At 57.6% G+C, this 13,663-nt stretch carries 11 protein-coding genes; 8 read left to right on the top strand and 3 right to left on the bottom strand.

Annotated elements, in window-relative coordinates; all coding sequences use genetic code 11:
• Positions 1 to 7 precede the first annotated feature (7 nt).
• The 8 genes from ACSQ3J_RS05755 to ACSQ3J_RS05720 all read left to right on the top strand — a co-directional run bounded on the left by ACSQ3J_RS05755 (position 8) and on the right by ACSQ3J_RS05720 (position 9,963).
• Positions 8 to 1,198 carry a pyridoxal phosphate-dependent aminotransferase gene (locus ACSQ3J_RS05755; RefSeq protein ID WP_060500511.1) on the top strand — a complete coding sequence of 397 codons (1,191 nt, stop codon included), beginning with the start codon at positions 8 to 10 and terminating at the stop codon, positions 1,196 to 1,198.
• Positions 1,195 to 2,805: a 5-guanidino-2-oxopentanoate decarboxylase gene (locus ACSQ3J_RS05750; RefSeq protein WP_060500509.1), complete on the top strand. Its 1,611-nt coding sequence runs from the start codon at positions 1,195 to 1,197 to the stop codon at positions 2,803 to 2,805. Before ACSQ3J_RS05755 ends, ACSQ3J_RS05750 begins: the two co-directional genes overlap by 4 nt.
• Positions 2,806 to 2,954: 149 nt before the next feature.
• Positions 2,955 to 3,383, top strand: coding sequence for a hypothetical protein (locus tag ACSQ3J_RS05745; RefSeq protein ID WP_060508760.1), 429 nt, complete (start codon positions 2,955 to 2,957; stop codon positions 3,381 to 3,383).
• A 110-nt stretch (positions 3,384 to 3,493) separates the two neighbouring features.
• The gene (gene secD / locus ACSQ3J_RS05740) at positions 3,494 to 6,025 is read left to right on the top strand and encodes a protein translocase subunit SecD (protein ID WP_060500505.1); all 2,532 of its coding nucleotides are present in this window, start codon (positions 3,494 to 3,496) and stop codon (positions 6,023 to 6,025) included.
• Between the two features lie 499 nt (positions 6,026 to 6,524).
• Positions 6,525 to 6,755, top strand: coding sequence for a hypothetical protein (locus ACSQ3J_RS05735; protein WP_060501359.1), 231 nt, complete (start codon positions 6,525 to 6,527; stop codon positions 6,753 to 6,755).
• A gap of 151 nt (positions 6,756 to 6,906) precedes the next feature.
• Positions 6,907 to 7,371, top strand: coding sequence for an RrF2 family transcriptional regulator (locus ACSQ3J_RS05730; RefSeq protein ID WP_060500504.1), 465 nt, complete (start codon positions 6,907 to 6,909; stop codon positions 7,369 to 7,371).
• A 141-nt stretch (positions 7,372 to 7,512) separates the two neighbouring features.
• A complete protein-coding gene (locus tag ACSQ3J_RS05725) occupies positions 7,513 to 8,523 on the top strand; it encodes a KpsF/GutQ family sugar-phosphate isomerase (protein WP_436038874.1) in 1,011 nt (336 codons plus the stop codon).
• Between the two features lie 195 nt (positions 8,524 to 8,718).
• On the top strand, positions 8,719 to 9,963 hold the full coding sequence (locus tag ACSQ3J_RS05720; RefSeq protein ID WP_244481809.1) for a capsular polysaccharide export protein, LipB/KpsS family: 1,245 nt from the start codon (positions 8,719 to 8,721) through the stop codon (positions 9,961 to 9,963).
• Positions 9,964 to 10,097: 134 nt separating this feature from the next.
• Here ACSQ3J_RS05720 and ACSQ3J_RS05715 read toward each other — a convergent pair whose 3' ends face one another.
• The 3 genes from ACSQ3J_RS05715 to ACSQ3J_RS05705 form a co-directional block, all read right to left on the bottom strand.
• On the bottom strand, positions 10,098 to 10,889 hold the full coding sequence (locus tag ACSQ3J_RS05715) for an ABC transporter permease (RefSeq protein WP_060500498.1): 792 nt from the start codon (positions 10,887 to 10,889) through the stop codon (positions 10,098 to 10,100).
• Between the two features lie 30 nt (positions 10,890 to 10,919).
• Entirely contained in the window at positions 10,920 to 12,215 is a 1,296-nt protein-coding gene (locus ACSQ3J_RS05710; RefSeq protein WP_060500496.1) for a hypothetical protein, read from the bottom strand.
• A 160-nt stretch (positions 12,216 to 12,375) separates the two neighbouring features.
• Positions 12,376 to 13,572, bottom strand: a complete 1,197-nt coding sequence (locus tag ACSQ3J_RS05705) for a polysaccharide biosynthesis/export family protein (protein WP_082511887.1) — start codon at positions 13,570 to 13,572, stop codon at positions 12,376 to 12,378.
• Positions 13,573 to 13,663: the final 91 nt, after the last annotated feature.

The raw sequence follows: 13,663 nt of genomic DNA, 5'->3' as shown, positions 1-13,663 counted from the left end.
GGCTCCTATGCGCTATTCATCGATCACCGACCGTCTGGCCGATCTCGGATCGGAAAAATGGGCGCTGCACATCCGCGCACGGCAGATGCAGGCAAGCGGCACGGAGGTCATCCAGCTGACGATTGGTGAACCCGACATGCCGCCGGATGCCTCGTTGCTGGCTGAAGCACAGCGGGCGATGAATGCTGGACGTTACCGCTATTCCAATGGTCGTGGAGAGCCCTCGGTGGTCAATGCGCTGACCGCCCGCTACGGCAAGCGCCGCGCGGATGTGACGGCGGAAAACGTGCTTTGCTTCCCGGGCACGCAGACCGCGTTGTTTGCGGTCATGCTCGGCCTGGTCGAGGCGGGTGACGGTGTGCTGGTCGGCGATCCGCTCTATGCCACCTATGACGGGGTCATCCAGTCGACCGGCGCTCATCGCGTCACCGTGCCATTGAAGCCCGAGCATGGCTTTCACATGCAGGCCGCCGACCTTGAAAAGGCGATCACCTCGAAATGCCGGGTGTTGCTGCTCAACACGCCGCACAATCCGACTGGTGCCGTGCTGACCGCGGATGAGATCAAGGCGATCGGCGATATCTGCCGCAAGCATGATCTCTGGATCGTCTGCGACGAGGTCTATGAGGAGCTGATCTTCAACGGCCCGTTCGCCTCACCCTTTGACGATCCGGACCTTGCCGAACGCACCATCGTCGTATCGTCGATTTCCAAGTCGCACGCCGCGCCCGGTTTCCGCAGCGGCTGGGCGATCGGCCCCGTTGAATTCGCCAGCCGTTTGCTCCCGGTATCCGAAACCATGCTTTTCGGCGTTCAGCCCTTCATCGCCGACATGACGGCCTATGCGCTGACCCATGAAATCGGCACGTCCGCTGCTATGCGCGCGTCCTACAAGACGCGGGCGGACCTGATCGTCGAGGGGCTGTCGAATGTGCCCGGTATCGTGCCGCTGCCGCCGGAAGCCGGTATGTTCACCCTGATCGACGTGGCAGGCACTGGCCTGACGGGTGAAGCCTTTGCCTGGATGCTTCTGGAGCAGGAGCATGTCGCAGTGATGCCGGGTGCTTCGTTCGGCAATGAGGCGACCTCATTCGTGCGCGTTAGCTTGACGGTGCCGGATACCGTCATTCAGGAAGCCTGCCAGCGCATCACCAAGCTGGCGATCCGGCTGCAGATGCCTAAGGAGCGCCGGGCATGAGCGAGGCACTGAAAACCGTCGGTGAAGTGCTGGTCGATCTGCTTGAGGCCAATGGCGTCGAAGTCGTGTTCGGCATTCCGGGTGTGCATACGGTCGAGCTCTATCGCGGCCTTGCGGCTTCAAAAATCCGCCATGTGACGCCGCGCCACGAACAGGGCGCTGGCTTCATGGCCGATGGTTACGCCCGGGTCAGCGGCAAGCCAGGTGTGGCGCTGGTCATCACCGGGCCGGGACTGACGAATACCATCACAGCGATGGCGCAGGCGCGGCAGGACTCGATCCCGATGCTGGTGATATCAGGCGTCAACCGCCGCGATTCCCTCGGCCATGGCCGTGGACTGCTGCATGAACTGCCTGACCAGCACGGCATGATCAAGACGCTGGCGCTCTATTCGCAGACCTTGCTCAACCCCGCTGATCTTGGTCCCGTGGTCGAGCGCGCCTTTGCCATCCTCACCTCCGGTAGGCCGGGGCCGGTGCATATCGAAATCCCGACCGACGTGATGACGGCGCGCATCAGCACGCCGCCACTCCGCAAAGCGGCGGCGACCCGTCCGCGAGCTGATGCTGAAACACTGCAGAAAGCCGCCATTTTCTGTGGCGATGCGCAACGCCCGGTCATTCTCTGTGGCGGCGGCGCAATCACGGCCGAAGCTGAAATTCGAGAGCTGGCTGAGCGCATCGGCGCGCCTGTTGTCATGACCGTCAATGCGCGTGGCATGCTCGCTGGTCATCCGCTCCGGGTTCCGGCAAGCCCCAGCCTTAAGGCCGTCCGCTCGCTGATTTCCGATGCCGACCTGGTGATCGCACTCGGAACCGAGATGGGACAGACCGACTACGATATGTATGCGGATGGCGGCTTCCCGATCCTCGGAAATCTGATCCGCACCGATATCGACGCAGCACAGCTCGCGCGCGGGCCACATGCAGCGCTTTCCATTTTGTCGGGCGCCAAGGCGGCGATATCCGGCATCCTTGTATTCCTTACCGCAAAACCCGCGGCACGGGCTGCAGAGCGTGCAGCGGCAACCCGCAAGGCAGCGATGGCCGAGCTGACCGCAAAGATGCGGGCGGAAATTGCCGTGATCGACACTATCTATCAAGCCTTGCCGGATGCGGTGATCGTTGGGGATAGCACTCAGGCCGTTTACGCCGGCAATCTCTATTGCGACGCGCCGCGGGCAAAGAGCTGGTTCAACTCAGCAACCGGTTTCGGTGCGCTGGGTTATGCGCCACCAGCAGCTGTCGGTGCGGCTGTGGCTGATCCGGAAAGCCCGGTCATCTGCCTTGTCGGCGATGGGGGAATCCAGTTCTCGCTGGCCGAACTTGGGTCGGCGGCAGATATCAACGCAAATGTGATCTTCACCGTCTGGAACAATGACGGATACCAGGAGATCGAGAGCTTCATGGTTGAATCCGGGATCACGCCGGAAGGCGTAAAGCCATCCGCCCCGGATTTCCTGCTCGCCGCCAGCGCCTATGGCGTACCGGCGGTGCGGCTGTCGAAGGCGGGCGATCTGGGCGCGGCACTGATGGACGCACGCAAACGCGGCGGTCCTTCGCTGATTGAAATCCACCAGACGCGAACCGCTGGGGTCACGGCCTGAGAGCGGCAGCCTCAAGGATGTTCAACGGACGTGACTGATGGTAAGATTTGACTTTGGCGCCGGGCGATGGTTTTTAGGCCCGCTTGAACGGTGAATCGGCGTGCAATTCGGCGACCTGCTGTGAAAATGGCACGCCAACGGGAAGGACAATGTCCTCGATGGGCATGAACGGCAACAGCATCGACAGGAGCCAGGCAGGCAAGCTTTTTGCCGTGCTGTGGATTCTGGCAGCTGCCATTGCCATGCAGTTCGTTGCTTCGGCGCAAGGTTTTTCGTCGCGGTTTGCCACGCAGCAAGGCGCCGGGAATTTCTCCATTCCGGAAAGCGGCACGTCCGATACCGCCCTTTCGCGTCACATCGTACGGGCTTTTCCCGTTGCAGATCTGCGCTTTACCGCTGACAGGGCCGATGGCAAAGCCTCGCCGGGTGGGCCGGGGCCATTGCTGCTTCCGGCACCGGTTTTGGTTGCTACTGTCCTTTACGGCAGCATGTCCCTTGCAGCTTTTTCGGAAGCTGTTCTCACCGCCGCGCCTGGCGGTATTGTTCGTGTACGTGGACCACCTGCGTCCAACGTCTGATAACTGTCCTTGCGGGCAGTCCTAGCGCGTCAGCGCAACATTTCCTTTACGCATCACATCCGCTGTCCTGGGCATTGCCTGAGGAACGCGGACTATAATGGAACCTCAACATGCGCACTTCGAAATGGGCCATTCTGGCCTATGTCGCGGTTACCCTTTTTGGGATACTCGCGGCGCTGCCCAACGTACTGCCGGCCTCGGTCCAGCAGCAATATGCTTCTTTCCTGCCGGTCAAGCCGGTTACGCTCGGCCTTGACCTGAAGGGCGGCTCCCATCTGGTTCTGGAGGTCGATGCGGCCGGCCTGCGGCAAGCGCGTCTTAACACGCTGCTCGACGATATCCGCGGTGCGCTTCGCACCGAACGGCTTCCAACATCCTCGGCTCGCATTGCCGGTGATTCCATCGCCGTCAAGATCCCCGATCAGGCCGATCGCGACAAGATCATGCCGAAGATCCAGGAACTTGCCGTTCCGGCGGGTACGCTCGGCTTCGGTACGGCAACCTCCGATATCGACGTCACGACGGCTGACGATACGATCACCATCAAGCTGACAGAGGCCGGTCTCAGCGAGCGTATGACGGCGGCTGTAGATCAGAGCCTTGAAATCATCCGCCGCCGCGTCGACCAAGTCGGCGTTGCCGAACCGCTGATCCAGCGTGTTGGTTCCGACCGTATTCTCGTCCAGTTGCCGGGCCTGCAGGACCCGACACGCTTGCGCCAGCTGCTTGGCTCGACCGCGCAGATGAGCTTCCATATGGTCGACACGTCGGTCGACCCGAACACCACGACACCGCCGCGCGGCGTTGACATCCTGCCGGGCACCAATGATGGCGCGAAATACGCTGTCGAAAGCCGGGTTGCGATTTCCGGCGAACGTCTCGCAGACGCCAAGGCCGGCTTTAACCAGCAGACCAACGAACCAATCGTTTCCTTCACGTTTGACAGCCAGGGTGCACGTCAGTTTGCCGAAATCACCCGCGATAATGTCGGCTTGCCTTTCGCCATCGTTCTCGACGGCAAGGTTCTGACAGCGCCGCGCATCAACGAACCGATCCCTGGCGGCCAGGGCCAGATCAGCGGTAACTTCACCGCACAGGAAGCAACTGTCCTTTCGGCACTGCTGCGCTCCGGCGCCCTGCCGGCCCCGTTGACCATCATCGAAGAACGCTCCGTCGGTCCAAATCTCGGTTCCGACTCCATCCGCATGGGTGTCTATACCGGTCTTGCCGGCTTTGCCGCCGTCGTCGTTATGATGCTGGTGCTCTACACATCCTGGGGTGTGATCGCCAATATCGGCCTCGTCCTGCACACCGTATTGACGATCGCCGTGCTCGGCATGCTGGGTTCGACGCTGACGCTTCCCGGTATTGCCGGTATCATTCTGGGTATCGGGATGGCCGTCGATGCCAATATTCTCATCAACGCCCGTATCCGTGAGGAGACGGCGGCTGGCGCGGGTGCGATGAAGGCCCTCGATGTCGGTTTCAACAAGGCATTTGCCACAATCGTTGACGGCAACGTGACGACGCTGGTTGGCACCATCCTGCTCTTCATGTTCGGCACTGGCCCGGTCCGCGGCTTCGCCATCACCATGATGATCGGTATCGTCATCTCGATGTTCACCTCGATCACCGTCGTACGCCTGATGATGTACCAGATGGTTGTGCGTCAGAAGCTAAAGAAGATCGAGATCCATTCGATCTTCGGCAAGGTTCCTGCGATCCCGACTTTCTCGTTCATGCGCGGCCGTTACGTTGCGATCGGCATGTCGGCGTTCCTGTCGACCAGCTCTGTCGTGCTGTTCTTCACGCCTGGCCTCAACTACGGCATCGACTTCGTCGGTGGTATTCAAGTCGAGGCAACCTCGCAGACGCAGCTCGACCTTGGCGCATTGCGGCCCAAGCTCGAGGAATTGAACATTGGTGAAGTGGCGCTGCAGGATTTCGATCAGGGCAAGTCGGTTCTGATCCGCGTCCAGCGTCAGCCGGGCGGTGAGGCGGAGCAGACGGTTGCTCTGAACGCCATCAAGGGTGCCGTCGCTGAGGCCATCCCGGGTGCTGCTTTCGAGCGTACCGAAGTGGTCGGGCCGACCATCAGTGCGGAATTGGCGCGTTCGGGCTTCCTCGCCGTCGGCCTCGCGATGGTGGCGATCCTGTTCTATATCTGGTGGCGCTTCGAGTGGCATTTCGCGGTGGGTGCAATCGTTACCCTTATCCTCGACATTACGAAGATGATCGGTTTCTTTGCGCTGACGCAGATCGACTTCAACCTGACGGCTATTGCGGCGGTGCTGACGCTGATTGGTTACTCGGTCAACGACAAGGTCGTCGTCTATGACCGTATGCGTGAGAACCTGCGTAAGTACAAGACGATGCCGTTTACCGACCTGATCGACCTGTCTATCAACCAGGTGGTGATGCGATGCATCTTTACCTCTGTCGCTATTCTCGCGTCGCTGTTGCCGATGGCGATCTGGGGTGGCGATCCGGTGAAGCCTTTCGCCTGGCCGATGGTGTTCGGCGTCGTCGTTGCGACAACTTCGTCGATCTATATCGGTGGCCCGATCCTTCTGTTCCTCAGCCGTTGGTGGAAGGACCGCGAGGCGACCCGCGCACCGGGAACCGAGCTCGCCAAGAGCTGATCGGTCTCTCAATGGAAAAAATCAAAAGGGCAGCTTCGGCTGCCCTTTTTTCGTCTCATGGAGAGCCTACATAATGGCGGTGAACGCGATTCGGATTTCTACGAAAACTAGATTTTCATTCTACGATGTCCCGGATCATGAACAAGCCTTGCTTCGTTTGGCTGGAATGACGAATGAAGTAGTATTATTTTTCGCAGGTAGACAAATTTAATTGACTAAATTTGTGGTCTACCATATTTTGTGGTTATTCGCTGATGGCAGGAGCCAGAGCGGAGACCTGTAACACGCCCGGGAGCATCCCGCCGGGCCTTTGCCGAAGGAGAGAGCCATGTCTGACAATGCCCGCATAGCCACTTTCCGCGGCAAACATTCCCATTGTCGCACAACGAAAGACCTTTGCATTCGCACCTTCTGGCGAATGTGAATTCTACGCAGTCTTTTCCTTGAATGTTGCACGATTTGAATGATCCGCGCCAAGGCGCGGCAGGAGCATTATCCCATGAGCAAGCAGGTTATAGAATTCGGCGGGGAAGCTGTCGGTGTCGTGGTTCCGGATGCGGGCCGGTTGAAGTTCGTCGCTGTCAAATACCATGTCTGGGATCTCGACTCACGGCATTTTCGTTCGGCCGACGAGGCGAGGGCAGCCGTTCGCCAGTTGATGGTTTCGCAGCGTTCTCCGCTGCCGGTATCGGCATCTTTGGTCACACCCGCCGCCTACGCGGCGGCGTGAGGCATAAATATTCCGCAGAAACCGCAGTTTGGCCATTTTTTCACTAAATCGGTATATTGGCACGGCTTCCCATGTGGTATGCCGGGTCATGTGATGGCAATCTGCAGACAGGCGCGGTTTCAGTGCCTGTTTGTTCAAAGAGCGAACTGCGATGCTGACCAAAAAGGGAAAATACGGATTGAAGGCGCTGGTCGATCTGGCGCGGCTTGATCCGGGCGAGACAGCCTTCATTACCGAGATCGCAAGCCGGAACAATATCCCGAAGAAGTTTCTCGATACTATTCTGTTGGAACTGCGAAACGCCGGCATCCTGCGCTCGAAAAAGGGGCCTGGTGGCGGTTATTCGCTGTCGCGGCCGGCATCCGAAATCCGCATCGGGCAGGTTGTGCGAACGCTGGACGGCCCACTGGCGCCGATCCGCTGTGCCAGCCGTACGGCTTACGAAGTTTGTGACGATTGCAACGATCCGGATACTTGTGAAGTTCGCCGGTCGATGACAACGGTGCGCGATGCCATCGCTGATATTCTCGATACGATGACGCTGGAAGCGTTTATCAGCAATCCGGGCCAGATGATCCTCGGGGAAGACGAAATCATAGCGCAGCGCGCAAGCTGATCCGCAGGTACCCTTCCACGCTTCCCAGGGTTGGTGGTTTTTCCTGTTTTGTCAATAACGAACGCAAATTGGCCGTTTTGGTTTGATCTGAGAGCGCTCTGGTTATAACCGGATGCCTCGTTGTGGTTTGGAGCGGTACTTATGGGTCTCAGGCAAGTCGATATGAACACTCCTCTGGAAGGTATTGTCATTGAATCGCTGAAGCGATCGATCGCGACGGCGGTTGACGGCATCAGCGCCTTTGCAACCCAGTTTTCCGCCGATCCGGCACTTTCGCGCAGTCTGGTTGATGCTGTTGAACTGATCGCAGGGGGCCGTGGCCGCGTGGTCGTTTCCGGGGTTGGCAAGAGTGGCCATATCGGCCGCAAGATCGCTGCAACCATGGCATCGACCGGGACATCCGCCTATTTCGTGCATCCGACAGAGGCCAGCCACGGCGACCTCGGCATGATCACGTCCGAGGATCTGCTTATCCTCTTGTCTTGGTCTGGCGAAACCGTCGAGCTTGGCAACATGCTGGCCTATGCCAAGCGTTTCAATGTTCCCGTCGTCTCGGTCACATCCAATGCCGAAAGCCTGCTGGCGCGCAACTCCAGCGTCGCCATCACGCTGCCGAAGGTGCAGGAAGCGTGTCCGCACGGACTGGCGCCAACCACTTCGGCGATGCTGCAGTTGGCCGTGGGCGACGCTCTGGCAATTGCTCTTCTTGAGCGGCGCGGGTTCTCCGCGCAGGACTTCAAGACATTCCACCCTGGTGGCAAGCTCGGTTCGCAGCTTCTTCTCGTTCAGGAGTTGGCGCATGATGGCGATGCGATCCCGCTGTTGCCGCTTGGCAGCGCGATGGGCGACGCGGTTATCCAGATGTCGTCGAAAGGTTTTGGGGTCGTTGGAATCACCGACGACACAGGTAAGCTCGTTGGCGTGATCACCGATGGTGACCTGCGCCGCCATATGTCACACGATCTGCTGCTTGAGACCGTTGATACGGTCATGTCACATAGTCCACGGGTTATCAAAGGTAGCTCGTTAGCAAGCGCTGCCATGGAAATCATGCAGGCACAGAAGGTAACCGTACTCTTCCTTGTGGACGATGCCGGGCTGCCGAGTGGAATACTCCATATCCACGATCTGTTGCGCGCTGGTGTCGCCTGAATTGAAGACGCAGGCTTGGTGAGCAGGGTTTCCAGCCGTTGGCTTTCGATGGTATTGATTCTGCTCCTTTGAAGAGATGGGTTCGGAAAATGGCCTTGCGAGCAGATGCCCTTGTCTGAGCAACACCAACCCGCGAATTTGCATTCTGAGCAACCGTTCGCTGGCGAGGTGCCTGCTGTGTCTCAACCGCCCAAGATGATTACGACCTATGCGTTTCATATCCACGGTTGGAAACAGGAGCTTTTCAAGCGCTATTTTCCCGATCGGGCATTTGTTTTCGTTCCGATGTATGCGCGTGAGTCCGATTTTGAGGGCTGGGCGGCTCGAATTCTTCGTGAGGCCGATCCTCAGATTTTCGTCTGGAGCTTGCGGGCGCCAAAGAGGCTCAAGTCCTTCGCGCTAGAGCATGATATCCCGGTCTTCTACATTGAAGACGGCTTCATCCGTTCGGTCGTGGCCAATGCCAGCCGCACCCCGCCTTTGTCCCTCGCACTTGACCAGGGTACGGCCTATTTCGATTGCCGCGAACCATCCGATCTGGAGCGGTTGCTTTGCTGCTATGATTTCGATGGCGCGCCGGAGCTTCTGGCGCGTGCATCGGCGGGCATCCGGTTCCTGCTCGACACCGGCGTCAGTAAATACAACAGCGGCGCCAGGGCCGATCTTGATCGCCTCTATGGTCCGAAATCTGGAAAGCGCGTCCTGGTGATTGGTCAGGTCGAGGACGACGCATCCATTCAATTTGGCTGCCTCTCCCCCGTGACGAACAACGATCTGGTGCGCTTGGCGGCCAGGGAGAACCCGGGCGCGCAGATTATCTACAAGCCGCATCCGGATATTCTCAACCGCGTTCGTCTTGCCCAATCCGATCCTCAGGATGTTCAGCATCTTTGCCAGATAATTAAGCAACCTCTCTCGCTAAGTCAGGCATTCGAAACAGTCGATCACGTCTATACAATCACCTCGCTCGCCGGCTTCGAGGCCCTGCTGCGAGGTTTGAAGGTGACCGTCTATGGCTGCCCGTTCTACGCTGGCTGGGGACTGACCGACGATCGCCAGCCAAATGATCGCCGCGGGCGCGCCCTTAGCATCGAAGCGTTGTTTGCCGGTGCCTACCTTCTCTATCCACGATACTTTGATCCTCAGAGCGGAAAGAGCCTCTCATTTGAGGAAACGGTGGAGGGGATATCTCGGTACTTCGCAACAAGAAGAGAGCCCGATCTGCCGCGGCACTCCCCTGGTCCCAAGTGGCGGGCGTGGGGCCCCTATGGCGTTCTTGGCTGGAGGCATTTGATAACACCGCTCTTGGCAATGATCGTCTCCAAAATTGGCAACAGTCATGACGCGGCGATATTCCGCCAGGATCCGATCCTGTTCTTCCGGGAGTTGTCCAATCCAAGGTTTCGGTTGATCGGCCGCATCATCTATCCGTTTGGATAGGTATCTCATCCGCGATATGAAGCCGGAACGGAGCGGGCTTCCTGAACCGCTTCAACGCAACGGGATGCCGGTCATGTTAATCGCATGTCGCTCTCGTGGAGGAGTCGCTGGATCATCTCAGTTTGGTTGAGCGTTCAATGGCCATGGGCTCGATGGTTTCGAAGCGTTCTCTCAAGTGCCAGACCCAGTATCATCACGACACAGGTCCAACCGAGCATGTAGTTCATCGATATCATATGCGTTGGGTATGTCGGGTAAAAAGCCGTACGGAACAAAGCCACAAAGTGCATGATCGGGTTGTAGGACAATATATTCTTAATCTGCGGTGGCATGTATTCCGGGATGTAAAATACCGCACTGAAGAAAATCTGAACGCGCGAAAACATGCCCCAAATGAATTTCCACAAAGGAAACAGGAAAATCAAAAACGAATTGATCAGGCCGATCCCGAAGGCAAAAAACGAAATCAGAACTATAAACTGAACGAGGGGTACCGGGTTGAAGGGTACTGCATAGCGCGACATGTCGAAGGCGGCGATCAGCGCGAAAAAGCCGATGAAAGCCAGCGTAAAGGACAAGAACTCCACAAATCCACGTGCAATTGCGTAATCGATGGCTTCAATAAACGGGATGCTAGTGACCGCTTTTGCCGACTCCAGCGCGGAAGATGTTCGTATACTTATGCTTCGGAAGAACAGAACGGGAAGAATGCCGGTGGTGATGAACAGCAGGAGGCTGTCTCCAATAAGGAGATGCCGTCCCAGAAACTTAAAAATGATAAAATGCGCGACGATGAAGACGACGGCCTCAAGCAGGTCGAACAACTGCGAGAAAGCGTGCTTGCTGTTACGCAGCCTGACCTCTCGGATCGTCAGCGCGCTGACAATCCGCATCTGCCGGGAAAGGCCGAGCGCGAGTGAATTCATGGATGCAATCCCAACTCAAGTCCACCCTGCTCAAGCATGGTCGCGGATGCTGTAATAGATCAGCGTCGATACTACCCAGATGCCGATGGCTGACAGGAACACAAGCAACGTATCGACAAAAACGCGGGGGTAAGACGCAATCTGCGCCAGGCTCGGCTGGACATAGGTTGCCAGATAGGTCTGGTTGTTGTTGGCGCGCATGCGCGCTTGTTCGTAATTCGTGAGAGACGATTCATACAGTTTCGTGGCGATTTCCACATCGGTCTGCAGCTGGTCATACTTTGTGACGCGCTGGGCATCGTCCAGGTTGCCGGATGTCGAGCCATCGCCACTTGATATCTGTGTCTTCAGATTTCCGATCTGCTCGCGGGCGGCTGCAATCTGGTTCTTGAGGACCGTCAGGCGCGGCGACGTCGGATCCATATAGCTCGACAGTGCCGAATACTGCCCTTCCAGATCGGCGAGGTCGCCGCGCAGTTTGTTGTTCAAAAGGATTTTTCCTTCAGCCTCTTTTCTGATGTCGATGCTTTTCTGACCGGAGCGCAACTCCGTTTCGCTTTGGCGAACCTCCTTCAGACGCGCTTCAGCGCGATCGAGCTCACCCTTGGAAAAGGCCATCTGGCTCTGTCGCGCCTTCTCGGAGATATCATTCACCAGCTGCTCACAGAGTGCTTGCAAAGCGGCGGAAATCTTATGAGCGTCCTCTGGCGAAAAAGCCGTGACTTCGATCACGTTGATGCCTGTCATGATATCGTAGCTCGTCGATACGCGTTTGCGCCAATAATCCACGAGCCGTTCGAGAGACGCTCCTTCGGAGAGGCGGGAAAAGCCATCAATGCTGGCTTTCGAATAAATTTCCTGCAGGCCGATTTTTTTCTCCAGGGCGTCGACTGCATCGCGGCTCAACGCGTAATCGGAGACGATATAACTGTTCGACATGGCAAGCGCCGCGTCTGCCGCGATCGTGGAAGAGGCGGCGGCTCCGTCGGTCGGGCGAACAGAGAAACGGAACTCGGACATATATTGGGGAGACGCGACAAAGGCAAAATAAAGAGCGCCGATGATCGTCGGCAGGACGACCATCAGGAAAAAGGAAATCGCGGTGGCGGAGAGGCCACCCTTGGCCTTGGCGACCATCCCGGTTATGCGCGCCGACTTGTACGTTACGGTCGTCTTGCGTGGAAATTGCTTCGGAAGAACAACGGGCGCTGCGCCGGGTTGCTGACGCATTGGCCTCACTTCGTCGAGCCTTAAAACCAACGCGCCGGTATCCTCCGAGCGTGCTTTCGATTTATCGAGCTTTGCCGCCCCGGACATGTCCTTCAAACTTCATCTCCTGAATTGAGCGCCTAGCCTGCTCCGAGCAGGCCTCATACCACGGATTCATAATTCGAAAAAGTGCATCAGACGAGGAGCCCCATCGGCACAGCCGATGGGGCTCTAAACACAACAACTAGGCAGCTTTAAGATGACGCCTTTTCAGGCGTTAGTCCCTCAGATCGGATAGCGTATTCGAGACAGATGCTGCCTGCGCAATCGGTGCCGCCGTCGAACTGACCAGAGTGGCAAATTTGCGCACTTCGGCAAGCGACGAATTCGCAATGTAAATCAGATCGCGGTTACGTAGGGTAAACCCTTTTAACAGGAAGAAACCGCTCGGATCGGTCAAATCGACCTGGTAGATAACGTTCGCTGTCGGGCCGTATGACGAAAAGTCCTTTCCCGGCATGAGGCGACGAAGCAGCTTTGTCGATTCCGTGCGATAGATAAAGATACCCTTTGCATTCGCCCGTTCGTCGTTCAGGCCGCCAACCTTTGCAAGTGCCTGGTTCAGGTAAAGCTGCGATTCGTCGAATTGCACCGAGGCATTGGCGGTCGAAGCTCCAAAGACCGTAAAGCTGCGAGGCTGGCGGATGAGTGCCACGACGTCGTCCGATTGGACATAGATATTCTCGCTGGGATCGGAAATGAGGCGTTCCATCGGAATGGTTTCTGTCCGTCTGCCTCGTGTGATCTGTACGGAAAGCTGATGGGATTCCATACGCGGCCCGCCAGCTATGGCGATGACGTCCAGTAGTTTCTCGCCGCGCGGGGAGAGGGGGACTCGCCCGCTGTTTGCGACTTCCCCAGTTACGGTGACCGTGTTGGAAACGTTCTTTATAACGCTGACGAGAACCTGCGGCTGAACGGCCATGCGAACGAGGGCCTGCTCGACCAGTTCCTTTACTTGGTCCGGCGTCTTGTTTGCTGCTTGGATGACACCTGCATATGGGACACTGATCGTCCCGGCTTCCGAGACCGGCTGCTCCGGAATCTGCGTTCCGCCGCCGCGACCTGCGCCGCTTGAGAACAGACCGTCAGGCGATGCTTCCCATATGGAAATCGCCACCGTGTCGCCAACGCCAATCAGCGCCGAGCTCCGCTTCTTGTTATTTCCCAGTGACGCCGCGAGTTGCTGGTCGGAGTTCTGATCCAGAGCCGCAACGACGTTGGAGTTCACATTGATTAGCGTGTATGGCGCATACTGTTCCTTGGCTTCCGCCGCGATCTTGTTCGCGCTCGGACCCGAACTTGGCATCGTACAGGACGACAATGCAATACAGAGCGCAATCAACGAAATTTTGGTGAATTTGTCCAAATGCCCCATGGTAACCCTGCACTGCCGGCTCTTATCCAAGCCCATTTTCAAACTCGATTTGCGTCTTGGATATCGCACCGTCAGCGTCCAGACAATGACATTGCCTGACGAAAGAACAGGTTTGAGTTAAAGGCGA

Source organism: Rhizobium sp. LjRoot98 (assembly GCF_964252935.1).
In the GTDB taxonomy this organism is placed as follows: domain Bacteria; phylum Pseudomonadota; class Alphaproteobacteria; order Rhizobiales; family Rhizobiaceae; genus Pararhizobium.
The sequence above is the reverse complement of the archived record's forward strand: the minus strand, read 5'-3'. Positions and strand labels throughout refer to the sequence as shown.

Coding starts and splice junctions, on each gene's coding strand:
- ACSQ3J_RS05730 (WP_060500504.1), top strand. CDS start 6,907: ATGCTGACCAAAAAGGGAAAATACGGATTGAAGGCGCTGGTCGATCTG.
- ACSQ3J_RS05725 (WP_436038874.1), top strand. CDS start 7,513: ATGGGTCTCAGGCAAGTCGATATGAACACTCCTCTGGAAGGTATTGTC.
- ACSQ3J_RS05720 (WP_244481809.1), top strand. CDS start 8,719: ATGATTACGACCTATGCGTTTCATATCCACGGTTGGAAACAGGAGCTT.
- secD (WP_060500505.1), top strand. CDS start 3,494: ATGCGCACTTCGAAATGGGCCATTCTGGCCTATGTCGCGGTTACCCTT.
- ACSQ3J_RS05745 (WP_060508760.1), top strand. CDS start 2,955: ATGTCCTCGATGGGCATGAACGGCAACAGCATCGACAGGAGCCAGGCA.
- ACSQ3J_RS05735 (WP_060501359.1), top strand. CDS start 6,525: ATGAGCAAGCAGGTTATAGAATTCGGCGGGGAAGCTGTCGGTGTCGTG.
- ACSQ3J_RS05750 (WP_060500509.1), top strand. CDS start 1,195: ATGAGCGAGGCACTGAAAACCGTCGGTGAAGTGCTGGTCGATCTGCTT.
- ACSQ3J_RS05705 (WP_082511887.1), bottom strand. CDS start 13,572: ATGGGCTTGGATAAGAGCCGGCAGTGCAGGGTTACCATGGGGCATTTG.
- ACSQ3J_RS05715 (WP_060500498.1), bottom strand. CDS start 10,889: ATGAATTCACTCGCGCTCGGCCTTTCCCGGCAGATGCGGATTGTCAGC.
- ACSQ3J_RS05755 (WP_060500511.1), top strand. CDS start 8: ATGCGCTATTCATCGATCACCGACCGTCTGGCCGATCTCGGATCGGAA.